The 11868-nt window shown below is 54.6% G+C and carries 8 protein-coding genes; 2 read left to right on the forward strand and 6 right to left on the reverse strand.

Annotation, left to right across the window (positions count from 1 at the left end):
• The first annotated feature begins 217 nt into the window (after positions 1-217).
• Together VQ830_RS11800 and VQ830_RS11805 are read left to right on the forward strand one after the other, a co-directional pair.
• A complete protein-coding gene (locus tag VQ830_RS11800) occupies positions 218-1318 on the forward strand; it encodes an efflux RND transporter periplasmic adaptor subunit (RefSeq protein ID WP_337268297.1) in 1101 nt (366 codons plus the stop codon).
• Entirely contained in the window at positions 1315-4398 is a 3084-nt protein-coding gene (locus VQ830_RS11805; protein ID WP_337268298.1) for an efflux RND transporter permease subunit, read from the forward strand. The genes VQ830_RS11800 and VQ830_RS11805 overlap by 4 nt, the downstream gene beginning before the upstream one ends.
• Before the next feature lie 238 nt (positions 4399-4636).
• On the opposite strand, the gene VQ830_RS11810 is transcribed toward VQ830_RS11805, so the two are convergent.
• The 6 genes from VQ830_RS11810 to VQ830_RS11835 all read right to left on the reverse strand — a co-directional run bounded on the left by VQ830_RS11810 (position 4637) and on the right by VQ830_RS11835 (position 11856).
• Positions 4637-6634, reverse strand: a complete 1998-nt coding sequence (locus tag VQ830_RS11810; RefSeq protein WP_438617785.1) for an alpha-glucosidase — start codon at positions 6632-6634, stop codon at positions 4637-4639.
• Between the two features lie 86 nt (positions 6635-6720).
• Positions 6721-7578, reverse strand: a complete 858-nt coding sequence (locus VQ830_RS11815) for a carbohydrate ABC transporter permease (RefSeq protein WP_337268300.1) — start codon at positions 7576-7578, stop codon at positions 6721-6723.
• A gap of 3 nt (positions 7579-7581) precedes the next feature.
• A complete protein-coding gene (locus VQ830_RS11820; RefSeq protein ID WP_337268393.1) occupies positions 7582-8508 on the reverse strand; it encodes a carbohydrate ABC transporter permease in 927 nt (308 codons plus the stop codon).
• 115 nt (positions 8509-8623) lie between these two features.
• Positions 8624-9859, reverse strand: coding sequence for an ABC transporter substrate-binding protein (locus VQ830_RS11825; protein WP_438617754.1), 1236 nt, complete (start codon positions 9857-9859; stop codon positions 8624-8626).
• A gap of 47 nt (positions 9860-9906) precedes the next feature.
• Complete coding sequence (locus VQ830_RS11830) at positions 9907-10983, reverse strand: ABC transporter ATP-binding protein (protein ID WP_337268301.1); 1077 nt, start codon at positions 10981-10983, stop codon at positions 9907-9909.
• Between the two features lie 168 nt (positions 10984-11151).
• On the reverse strand, positions 11152-11856 hold the full coding sequence (locus tag VQ830_RS11835; protein WP_337268302.1) for a GntR family transcriptional regulator: 705 nt from the start codon (positions 11854-11856) through the stop codon (positions 11152-11154).
• Between the last annotated feature and the right edge of the window lie 12 nt (positions 11857-11868).

An 11868-nucleotide genomic window follows, 5' to 3' on the forward strand; every position in this document is an offset into this window, starting at 1 on the left:
CGATCGCCATTCCAAACCATGCGCGCCCTTGCTTTACCATATCGGCGACGGCTCTGCGGCGGGCTTATTGTTAAGTTTTGTTGCAGCCATGCTCAACAACCCTTCGATCAGACACAAAACTTAACATCATTCAACACATCATCTGCCCGGAAGGTGAGACAAGCGGTGCATGCGATCCATGCAAAGTCGGAGGATCGTGGAGCAAAGTGGAGTTTCCATGCCGCTATATCGAGCAAAAGAGACAAGGCGTTTTCTAGCAGTCAGCCTGACGTTAGCTACCGGTATTGTAAGCGCATGCTCGGATGAGCAGACCGCTGCGCCAAAGCCGCCGCGTCCCATTCGCACTGTCACAGTCAAATCCGAACTGATCGGAGATACCTTCAGTCAAACAGGAGAAATCCGACCACGGTATGAAACGCCGATGAGCTTTAGGCTCGATGGCCTACTGTCCTATCGCGTTGATACCGGCACGGAGGTCAAAGCAGGCGATCTTGTCGCCTCCGTCGACAAGACACCGTCGATCAACAACGTGGCATCGGCCAAGGCACAACTCGATGCGGCAACATCCGATGCCCACATTGCCGATCTGACTGCAGGTCGCAACTGGGAGCTCTTCTCAAAGAACGCGATCTCTCTTGCTCAAGTTGAGCAAGGTGACGCCAATCTGGAAGCGGCCAAAGCCAAGCAGGAGATTGCAACGGCAGCCCTTGCCAATGCGGAACAGACCCTCTCCTATACCGATGTAAAAGCCCCACGTGATGGCATTGTCTCCGGCGTGGCAGTCAACACTGGCCAAACCGTGTCGGCGGGCCAGACAATCCTGACGCTCAGCACAAACACCGAACTAGATGCCGTTTTTGACGTGCCTGAGCAATTGCTGGATCAAAAGCTCGCCGACAGCGATGTCGAGGTAAACCTCATCTCTGCCCCCTCCCAAAAAGCGATGGGAAAAGTCCGTGAAGTCACACCGATGGCGGATGCGACGACGCGCACCTACCGCGTCAAGGTCGGACTGGATGGTACCGCGAGTGACTTTCCGCTCGGTGCAGCCGTCCTTGGCAAGGTCGTTTTGTCACCAAAGCATCTTTTCAAAGTTCCATCTTCTGCTTTGGCAAACGATGCGGGTAAGCAGGCCGTCTTCGTATTCGAGGCAGCTCAGCAGGCGCTTTCTCTACGCCCCGTGACCATAGAGCGCTACGCCGACCAGAACATGTACATCTCAGACGGCCTTGCCGATGGAGACATCGTGGCAACGGCTGGCGTCAGCAAGCTGCGCAACGGGGAGAAGGTCAGCCTCGAGAAGGACGGCACCCTATGAACGTCAAAATGATTCAGCAAAAGATCCGGTTCAACCTTTCGCAATGGGCAATCGATCAAAAGCCTGTTGTCATTTTCCTGATGCTGGCCGCCTTTGTTGCCGGCAGTCTTAGCTACCAAAAGCTGTCCCGCAACGAGGACCCGCCTTTCACCATAAAAACCATGGTGGTCGGCGCGCGTTGGCCGGGTGCCAGCGTTACTGACACGGCGAACCTTCTGACCGACAAGCTGGAAAAGAAGCTCGCGGAGACTCCGCATCTCGATTACACCCAGAGCTATACTCGTCCCGGTCAGGCCGTCATCATGGTCAACCTGCGCGACGACACGCCGCCCGACCAGATCGATAGGATCTGGTACACAGTGCGCAAGAAGATTTCCGATATTTCGGCGACCCTACCCGAGGGCGTGCAAGGTCCATTCTTTGATGACGAGTTCGGCGACACGTTCGGCAGCATCTACGCTTTCAGAAGCGATGGATTTACCCAGCGCGAACTGAGAGACCGGGTAGAAGCTGTCCGTCAGGATATCCTCGATCTGCCTGACATTGGCAAAGTCAATATCCTGGGAGCGCAGGACGAGCAGATCGTCGTTACCTTTTCGTCCAGCCGTCTGGCAAGTCTTGGAATCGACCCCTCTGCCGCGATCGATGCATTACGCGCGCAGAATGCCGTCAGTCCGATCGGGACGATCGAAACGGGTGAGGAAAAGGTGTCCGTGAGGGTCAGCGGTGCTTTCGCTTCCGAGGACATGCTGCGTGACGTTACGCTGAATTTCGGGAACCGCTTTATCCGTTTGAACTCCATCGCCGACATTTCTCGTAAAACCATGGATCCACCAGCCGCGTCCGTGAGGGTGAATGGGAAGGATGTTATTGGTCTGGCCATCTCTATGGCGAAAGACGGAAACATACTCGCCTTTGGTCGATCTCTGGACGAGCGAATGAAGACGATTGCCGATCGACTCCCTCATGGCATTGACATGACCAAAGTCGCTGACCAATCCACCGTCGTTCAAGACGCCGTCAATGGCTTCATGAAAACCCTGATCGAAGCGATCGTCATCGTGCTTGCCGTTTCTTTCCTATCCCTCGGCTGGCGGGCTGGCCTTGTGATTACGGCTTCCATTCCGCTTGTTCTTGCACTCACCTTTGTCGGTATGGAAATTGCCGGGATTGGACTACAACGGATCTCTCTCGGCGCCTTGATCATTTCGCTTGGCCTTCTCGTCGATGACGCGATGATTACGGTAGAGAGCATGATCTCCTGCCTTGAGCAGGGCAAGTCGCGCAACTCTGCTGCAACACATGCCTATGAGACGACGGCCTTTCCGATGCTGACGGGAACGCTGGTGATGATTGCAGGCTTTATGCCCATCGGCTTTGCAGCCTCGAGCGCGGGGGAATACACATTCTCGTTATTTATGGTCGTGCTGATCGCACTTATATCGTCCTGGATCGTCGCCGTCCTGTTTTCGCCGATCCTTGGAACGTGGATCCTTCCCGTCAAGATTGCCAAAGGCCATCACAGAGTGGGGTCGGCGACGTTTGCCTTTCATAGAATACAAAAATGGATACTGAAGCGTCGTAAACTGACGGTTGTCGTTGCCCTGGTTGCTTTGGGATTGTCGTTGCTCGGCGCCGGGCAACTTCAACAACAGTTCTTTCCCTCTTCAGACCGGCCGGAGCTTTTGATCAGCCTTACCTTGCCGCAAAATGCATCGAGAGAAGCCACAGACCGGCGCGCAAAAGAGCTCGAGGCGATCCTCAGGTCCGACCGGAATGTCGATCATTTCATCACCTATATCGGGTCAGGCTCCATTCGCTTTTATCTGCCGATGGACCTGCAGCTCGACAATGACAACGTCACGGAGACAGTGGTCGTCGCCAAAAGCGTTGAAAAACGAGAAGCCGTTCGCCGGCATATTGAGGCCGTGCTTGCCGAGCGCTTTCCCGATATCATTTCGCGCGTGTCGCCTCTTGAGCTTGGCCCTCCCGTGGGATGGCCTCTGAAGTTCAGGGTTGCCGGTCCCGATTACAAGCAAGTTCGCCTTTTATCCGCAAAGGTGGCGGACATTCTCGGCCGGGATCGCTCAACCCGCGATGTCAATCTCACTGCCGGCGAGCCGCAAAAAACCGTTACCATCGACGTCAACCAAGTGCAGGCACGAGCCCTGGGGATCAGCTCGGAGTCGATCGCAAGCCAGGTTGCTGCGATCTACTCAGGTTCAACAGTGACGACTGTGCGTGACAAAGACAGACTGGTCGATGTGGTCGTCAAAGGAGATGACACCGAGCGCAAATCGGTGGCCGACATCGGTAATATCCAGCTCCGGACTGCGGACGGATCCTATATTCCGGTCCGTCAGATCGCGAGCATCGAGAACGGTATGGAAGATCCCATTATCTGGCGACGTCAGGGCAAGCCGATGATTACCGTGCAGGCCGATGTTCAAGACCCCGCGCAAGCCGCCAGCGTCGCAGCCAGGCTGGATGATGAGCTCAATACGCTGAGATCGAATTTGCCTATGGGCTATTCCATCACGGCAGGCGGGATTTCCGAAGAGTCCGCAAAAGGTAATTCTTCCATTATTGCCATTATACCCATGATGTTGTTTGTGATCGCCTTTCTGCTGATCATTCAGTTGAAAAGCTTTTCACGCATGGGGATTGCTCTGAGCATGGCGCCGTTTGGATTGATCGGTGTCGTGGGCGCTATGTTGCCGGCAGGTACCCCCATGGGCTTCGTAGCACAGCTTGGCGTCATTGCCCTGTCCGGCATGATCATCCGCAATGCCGTCTTGCTCATTCAAGAAATTGATCAAAACATCCAAACGGGAATGCACGCGCGCAATGCGATCCTGTCGGCAACGCGTCATCGCGCAAGACCCATCTTGTTGACGGCCTGTGCTGCCATTCTTGGCATGGTCCCGATTGCCGGTGAAATCTTCTGGAAGCCTATGGCGATTGCGATCATCGGCGGGCTTACGGTTGCCACGGTGCTTACCTTGACGCTGCTCCCAGCGGCCATGTCGCTTCTCATCCAGAAAGATTTAAAGCAGGAGAAAAAGCCAATCTTTGCGTGAATCTGAGCTCAGCAGCGAAATTTATTACGCATCCTCAGTTTCATTTCATGTTCGTGCATATAATCGCACTCAGTTTTTATGACGAAAAACTTTTCATTATCCCTTTTTATCCGCCTGATGATGATGCTTCAGGTCAAACGGAAGTGGGTCTCCTTTTTTAAACACTCGCAATTAGAAAACGATATCGGGCCCGTTCGAGCGAATGTCGTTCAGTTGCTGTACTATGCGAGGCTACGATTCACCTCTCGATGTCTCTAAGGCTATCGAAGAGCGATGCGAAAGCGCTGTCGTTTCGGCGGAAAACAGCGGGCTCGCCGAATGGAGCATCGATCTCGACCTCGGTTCCACCGTCATATTGACGACCGCTCCAAAGGTGGATCCATGCTGTGCCAGTTGGCAGATAGACACGACGCGTCGTCTGTCCTGCCTGCCAGACTGGCGCAACAAGCAGATCGGCACCATAGAGATAGCTGTCCTGTATTTGATAGGTCCGCTGATCGTCTTCATGATGAAGGAAAAGTGGACGCTGTACTGGAAGTCCCCGATCCGCAGCTTCTACAGAAAGCGCTTTCAAGTAGGGTGCAAGGCGCACATAGATCTGCGTCATGCGCGCAAAGTGAGCAAGGACGCTAGGATCTTCGTCGACTTGCAGATTTTCGCGCGGCCTGTTTCCTTCATGGGTACGCATGACGGCAGTAAAGGCGGCCATTTCCGCCCATCGCATCATTAGCTCTGCAGAGCGAACATTGCCAAAAAGGCTCGTATAGCCGCCAATGTCGGAATGATGATAGGCATTGCCGAGCAGGCCGGAGGCTAGTGCGCCGCAGATAACGGTCACAAGCCCGTCATGTCGGGAGAAATCGACTGACTGATCGCCGGCCCAGAGGAGCGGACAGTGCTTTTGCACACCGGTGAAACCGGCTCGCATGAAGAAGAGAGCATCGCCGGTCTTGCCTCGGCTTTCGACTGCCCTGGCATTTACCTCGGCCCAAAGCGTTGGCCATGCATTATGCATGAGTTTTGCATCGGTCCCATTGGCCAGTTCGACATCGACTGGCAGATACTCCCCGAAATCGGCCATCCAGCCGCTCAAACCGTAATCCAACATATTGCGGCCGATGACGGTGTCAGCGAACCATGCAGCAGCGTCAGGATTTGTGAAGTCGATCACACCGCAGTCGAATTCACCGAAATCGACAAGCGCGGTGCCGCCCTCGCTGCTGGTCGCGAGATAGCCGGCGGCCTCGGCAACGGGAAAGAGACTGCCGTCCGTGCACAGGTAGGGGTTGACGTAACCGAGAAAGCGAATTCCTTTTGATCTCAGTTCGTCAATTCGTTGGTGAAGCTGAGGGTAACGCAGTTCATTTGCCTGCCAGTCCCAAAACAATCGCGCGCCAAAGGACGTTTGGCGAAGGCCCACCCAATCCTCGCACCATAAACCGGAAACGGCAACGCCTGCGTCAAGCATCTTTTCCAGACGGGTAAACGAGTTGACGCCATCCTTGAGGCCGATAATTGCGCCATTATAGACCCAGTCTGGCAGGGCGGGTTGCCGGCCGAAGCGACCGGATAATGTCTCGACGAGTTCAATGAAACTGGCCGCTCCGTAGAGTTCGATCCTCTCCGGAATTGCCCAGATCTCAATCTCGTGGAACTCGTTGCGGCGGAAATCGAAGACGCTGTAAGCGGTGGTCTCGACATGCAGCGCATAATGCCGAGAGGAAATATAGGTCGGTTGCGGGTAGTTTGTGTGGTAGTAATCGCCGCCTGCTCTTGCCGTAATATCTGCCTTGAACGTTAGCTCGCTCGACTTGTCACGTCCAACACCGGGTTCGGACGTCCAAAGGGGAAAGCGTCGGCCGCGCATGTCGAAATAGGACATTTGCTCGCCGCCACCCCAGACATGCTCACCGGCTTCCGCAGCGATCCGCAGCCAAAGCCGATTGATCGTTGTGTCCATTGGCTCAATGGCAATCGACCCCGCGTTCACGATCAGTCGAAGCCGCGGTGCGTGACCTTCTGCAACAGCAAGAAGGACGTTGTTGTTCTCGATTTGCGCGTATCTTAGCGGGCTTCGCTCGACAACGTAATCTTCGATGTCGAAATTGCCGCGATACATATCGATCCGCTCTTGGCCGATACCGACGAAAAAGCAGGGCGAAGCTGCGCTGTGCGAGAGGACGAGATGGCCGCCGAGGTAGACCTTGAAACCGTCCGGCAAGGCCTGCAGCCTGATTGTTGCATAATCGCCCGCAGATCGTGAACCCCAATCTCTAACCTCGTTTGCCGTATCACAGACGACAGACTGTTCCTCAAGCATGATCATCCTTTAATGCCGCCGCTCGTCAGGCCGGAAACCACACGCTCCTGGAAGATGACGATCAGGATGGCAACGGGCACAATGCCCACGACCAGCGCCGCAGAGATGACAGGCCAGGGAAAGGCGAACTCGCCCTGATAAAGCTGAATCCCGACGGGCAGCGTACGGAGTGCGGGATTGGAGTTGAACGACAAGGCGAGCAGAAATTCGTCCCAGGCATTGACGAAGGACAAGATCCCAGCCGTGAAGACGCCAGGCGCGCAGAGCGGTACGACGATCTTGAACAATGCGCCTAAGCGCGTGCAACCATCGATCATTGCGGCATTTTCCAGATCACGTGGGATTCCCTCGAAAAATGACACGAGGATCAGCGTGCATACCGGTAGCGAAAGGATCGTGTAGGGCAAGATGAGTGCAGTCCAGGTGTTGAGAAGATTGAGCGCCCGCATGATTTCGAACAACGGGACAAGCAATGTCACCAGCGGAAAGGTCGAGACGGCAATGATCGCAGCCAGGATCAAGCCACGATAGGGGATCTGAAGCCGTGCCAATGCGTAAGCTGCCATAATGGAAATTAACAATGTCAGGCAGGTCGATAGCAGCGAGACCATAAAACTGTTGAACAGAAACAGATGCAACGGCTGATCGGAAAAAGCCGTGATGTAATTTGCGATGGTAGGAGAATGCGGAAGCCAACTGATCGGCTTTAGCGTCAATTCCGCCTCAGTCTTAAGCGACGTAAACAAGATCCAGATGGCAGGAAATAACCCGTTGACCAAAAGAATACTCGCCGCGATGAAGCGAAGCGGCTTGCCGGAAAAAACAGAGCGGTACGAGTTGGAGGAACGTTCGAGATTCATCGGTCAGATCCGCGTCCTGATGATGCGCAGGTAAAGCGCGGTAATCACCATCGACAGAAGAAACATGACGACAGCGAGAGCGGACCCATAGCCAAGATCAAGGAACGACACAGTATTTTGATGGATATACATGGCAAGCGTTGCTGTGGACGTCCCAGGGCCGCCGCCCGTCATCATGAAGGGAATGTCAAAGGTCTGGAGCGCCGTAATGGTGCGGAAGATCAGTGCGACAATGATCGAAGGTTTCAATAGCGGCAAAGTGATTTCAAAAAATTGCCTGATGCGCCCGGCTCCATCCACATCTGCGGCCTCATAGAGCGATTTCGGAATGGTCTGAAGGCCCGCCAGGATGATCAGCGCCATAAATGACGATGTTTTCCACGTGATCGTCAGACAAATGGCAGCAAGTGCCCATTCGGGCGAGTTGAACCAGATGATGCCCTGAAAACCAAGACGCATCAGGATATCGTTGACGACACCGTATTCCGAATGAAAGAACCAAGCGAAGATCAGGCCCGCGAAGGAAAGCGGTAAAGCCCAAGGAATAAGAAGGGACAGTCGTACCGGCCATTTTTGCCTGAACGGCAGGTTAGCAAGCAGCGCCAGGGCGAGACCAACCAGCAGGGCACCAGGAACTGTGACAACCGTGATCAAGATCGTATTCCACGTTGCTTCCCAGAATGTCGGGTCGTCAAGCATGGATCGGTAATTGTCGAAACCGATGAACTGTGCGGGTAGCCCGGATGTCAGCGAAAGATCGAAAAAGCTCGAATAGATCAGGCGACCGACGGGATAGATGATCAGCACGGCAAGAAGAATGGCAACAGGCGCGAGCAGCACGACGGCAAGCGCGCGATCGCCGAGATCCAGCCAACGCGTCCACCCTCCCAAGGCTTCATCTCGGTTGCCCTTAACCTGCGATACACCCACCGCCACCTGATCGTCCTGAATCACAATATTCCCATTATCAATGTCTCTATATCTTCACCAGGAGATAGCAGGCCTCGCCGGCGGCCTGCTTTCCTCATGCCTATAGAAAAAAGATTTACCGAAAGATGCGGCGAAGCCGGCTCTGCATCTGGTCTGCGGCCGTGTCGGGCGCCGTCACGCCTGCCAGAACGCCGTTGACCGTCGTGCGTATAATCTCGCTGACCTCGTTATAACGCGGCGTCACAGGGCGACTTTTGGCCGTCTCCACCACCGGAAGTGCCTCGGAAAACCACGGCGCAGCCTTCAAGACATCACGGTCTTTGTAAAGATCGGCATAAGTCGGCAGCAAGGCTCCATTGACCGCCATGAACTTGGACACGTCCTGACTGCTCAGATAATCGGCAAGCTTCTTGGCTTCCTCCTGATTGGCCGAAAAGGCCGATACGCCAAACTCCCAGCCGCCTAGGCACGTTGCTTGAGAGCCATTGCCAAGGGCCGGCAAGCGCGCGACGCCGACCTTTCCGGCGACGGTCGAATCTTTACCTTGGAAATGTGCCCAAGCATAGGACCAGTTGACCGCAAAGAGGACTTTACCCGCCTGAAACTCTTTACGCGTATCGTCTGTCGCGACTTCGGAAATGTTCTTCTTGGCTATTCCCTCGTCGACGAAACTCTTCCAAAGACTGAGCGACTTCGCCGCGGCATCTTTGTCGAAGGTCAGCTTGCCGTTTTCGATGAGGTTCTTTCCCTGGCTCCAATAGGGCACGAGGAATGTGCAGACAGCTCCCTCGATCGCCTTGCCCTGAAAAGAAAGGCCCTGCAGGTCGCCGCCGCCTTCTCCTTGAAGCACGGTCTTGGCCGCCGCCTTCAATTCATCCCAGGTCTTGGGCGGGGCTATCTTGTATTTATCGAGTAAGTCTTTGCGGTAGTAGAGAAACATGGAATCGGCAAAAGCCGGCAAAGCGACAATCTTGCCATCGACCGTATTTGCCTCGGCATATGTGGGCAGATACGAACTCATATTCTTGCCGGCGAACTCGCTCGTCCAACCCGCTGCGGCAAACTGCGCTGGACGAATGACGTCAAGCTGTAGGACATCCAGGCCCGGATCCTTTGCAGACATTACCGTGTTGAGATATTGCGCCTGAAGTTCTGAGGTATTTCCACCCGTTTCGATCGTTACCTTGACACCTGGATGTTGCACCTCATAGCGGTCCAGCACCTCTCGCCAGACGTCGGGCTGGTTTTGCGCGGAAATAAAAATTTTCAGCTGCGTATCGGCCAGCGCAGGCGACGAAAGTTCCCCCACTGCCATGCACAAGGCTACGGCGAAGGCCGCTTGTCTCAACATATGTTTCCCTCCACTTCGACGATGTCGTTGACATCGTCCCCCATTGTTCACTTCAGCACCTTTTCTGATGCTATGTCAAAAAGATGAAGCTTGGCGGGGTTGACCCCGATCGTAACCTTCTGGCCGGATGCCGCGCGAAAATCCGGTGGCATTCTGGCGGTGACAGAAGAATTTCCAAGCTTAAAATGAATCAGTGTATCGGAGCCGAGCGGCTCGACGATCTGTACCGTCACAGTCAGTTCGACGCTTCCCTCCTGCAAAGGCGCAAAATGTTCGGGACGCAAACCGACAAGAACCTCCTGCCCTTCGCTGACCACAGTGTTTCTCGGCCGCCCCGTCGCAAGCGGAAGAGAATTTTCTTCATCCAGAATGATGCGGTTGCCGCTCACTCTGGCTTTTGTGAAATTCATGGACGGTGAGCCGATGAAGCCGCCAACAAACACGCTATGCGGATGATTGTAGACCTCATCGGGTGTACCGACCTGCTCGATGACACCGTTACGGAGGATGACGATGCGGTCGGCGAGTGTCATGGCTTCGACCTGATCATGCGTCACATAGATGATGGTAGTGCCCATTGTCTGGTGCAGACGTTTGATCTCCGTGCGGACCTCGCCACGCAATTTCGCATCGAGGTTGGAGAGCGGCTCATCAAATAAGAACACCTGTGGGCGCCGCACCAATGCGCGCCCCATGGCCACACGCTGGCGCTGCCCACCGGACAACTGTCCGGGACGCCGATCGAGCAGATGGGAAATACCAAGCATCTCGGCAGCCTCGCGCAAGCGCGCCGCAGCCTCGTCTTTGGCAACACCGCGAACCTTGAGACCGAAAGCCATGTTTTCGCCGACTGTCTTATGCGGATAAAGCGCGTAATCCTGAAAGACCATCGCGATATCGCGGGCGCGTGGCGGCAATTTATTGACCACCCTGTCACCAATCAGTACCTGACCACCGCTGATCTCCTCAAGACCGGCAATCATGCGCAAGGTCGTCGATTTTCCGCAACCGGATGGACCGACCAGAACAACAAACTCACCATCGGCTATATCGAGATCAATCTCTTTCACGATGTGAAGCGCGCCGTAACTCTTATCAAGCTTCTGCAGGCTTACAGAGGCCATGCCTTCTCCTTTTCTTGCAGCCCTGAGAGTACCGGCTCTAATAGTCACTTCCGGGGTCACCGACGTGAGCCCTCTTGTAACGACTTATCAATAGGTCAAAAGCAATGGAATTCTTGATAATGTCAATTTGTGGCAACAACCTTCCTCCACGAATATCTTCCACGACGCTTATTTCAATCGTGAAACGTAGCGCGCGACGTTGTGATCAAACCAGCTGAAGGAAATTTCGGCAATCCGCTGTTCCGTCATGTAGCTGTTGCGGCTAACCAAGCAAGCTTTTTCGCCCGGCTTAAGTCCAAAGGAAGCGGGGCTCCAGTCCGGAACTTGGCCCTGGCCGATTTGATCTTCCGCCTTGATGATCCTCAATCTGAGACGCGTGTTGTAAAAAAGATAAAGGGAGTCTGAGAGATCCTGCCGGGAAATTGTCTCGATAAAGCTGCCATCGAGCCAGATTTCCTCCAAGGCTGCGGCCTGACCTGAAAGCCGTCGTAATCGCCTGATCCTGTGCGCTTGGTCCGAACGCCCAAATGGCGGCAGAAAGCTCGGCTTATCAAGTCTTTCGACATCGAGAACATCAGCAGTCGGCAGCCCGCCTCCGCCAATCAGCTCCAGTCGGAACATCGAATAAATACTATGAGGATCGCTGATCGCGCGAATGTAATTCCCAGACCCCTGAATGCGACGAAGAAGTCCCCGCGTTTCTAGCTCCGCCAAGGCCTTCCTCAGGGTTCCAACGGCGATCCCGAAGTTAGTTGCCATGTCGCGCTCGGGCGGAAGCTTCTCGCCATCGCCCAAACGGCCGGCAGAAATTTCTCTCACCAGGAATTCGACAATCTGAAGATAAGCCGGAAGGCTTCCTCGAAGATGCCTCATGCGGTATCGTCA

The sequence above is a fragment of the Oryzifoliimicrobium ureilyticum genome (genome assembly GCF_037199735.1).
GTDB lineage: Bacteria > Pseudomonadota > Alphaproteobacteria > Rhizobiales > Rhizobiaceae > Rhizobium > Rhizobium ureilyticus.

Excerpts from the sequence above, each read along its gene's own strand:
- VQ830_RS11800 (WP_337268297.1), top strand. The coding sequence starts at position 218 with ATGCCGCTATATCGAGCAAAAGAGACAAGGCGTTTTCTAGCAGTCAGC.
- VQ830_RS11805 (WP_337268298.1), top strand. The coding sequence starts at position 1,315 with ATGAACGTCAAAATGATTCAGCAAAAGATCCGGTTCAACCTTTCGCAA.
- VQ830_RS11815 (WP_337268300.1), bottom strand. The coding sequence starts at position 7,578 with ATGAATCTCGAACGTTCCTCCAACTCGTACCGCTCTGTTTTTTCCGGC.
- VQ830_RS11825 (WP_438617754.1), bottom strand. The coding sequence starts at position 9,859 with ATGTTGAGACAAGCGGCCTTCGCCGTAGCCTTGTGCATGGCAGTGGGG.
- VQ830_RS11830 (WP_337268301.1), bottom strand. The coding sequence starts at position 10,983 with ATGGCCTCTGTAAGCCTGCAGAAGCTTGATAAGAGTTACGGCGCGCTT.
- VQ830_RS11835 (WP_337268302.1), bottom strand. The coding sequence starts at position 11,856 with ATGAGGCATCTTCGAGGAAGCCTTCCGGCTTATCTTCAGATTGTCGAA.